Annotated in this window: 1 pseudogene; it reads left to right on the top strand. The window is 38.0% G+C overall.

Going from position 1 to position 432, the window contains the following annotated elements:
- Nucleotides 1–432: pseudogene (locus tag EMN46_RS20630) on the top strand (transposase); the annotation flags it as partial.

The raw sequence follows: 432 nt of genomic DNA, 5'->3' as shown, positions 1-432 counted from the left end.
AAGCCAATCAAGGCAATGTCTCGGAAACAGCCAGACAACTTAGCATTTCAATGCAAACTCTTTCAAATTGGAATACCAAAGCAAAGGCTGGAACTTTAGCAGGTACAAAACAGTATTCACCTGATCTAAACGCTCTACTCGAAGAAAATAAAAAACTCAAACAACAGCTCAAAATAGCTGAAGTGGAACGTGAATTTTTAAAAAAGGCAGCAGCGTACTTTGCCAAAGAAAGTCAGTAAGGTACGCCTATATGAAACAAAAAAGATATTCTTTTCCAATTACCTTAATGGCTCGATTACTTCATGTTTCAGTTTCATGTTTTTATGATTGGCTCAAGAGAGGCGTGAGCAAAAGAACGATTCAACGAAATCAACAGACGATATTGGTGAAAATAGCCCATGAGGAGACAAGGCAGAGCTATGGTTATATTCG

It is taken from the genome of Ancylomarina sp. 16SWW S1-10-2 (assembly GCF_009669305.1).
Taxonomy (GTDB): Bacteria; Bacteroidota; Bacteroidia; order Bacteroidales; family Marinifilaceae; genus Ancylomarina.
Note: the sequence above shows the minus strand (reverse complement) of the source record. Positions and strands in the feature narration are given on the sequence as shown.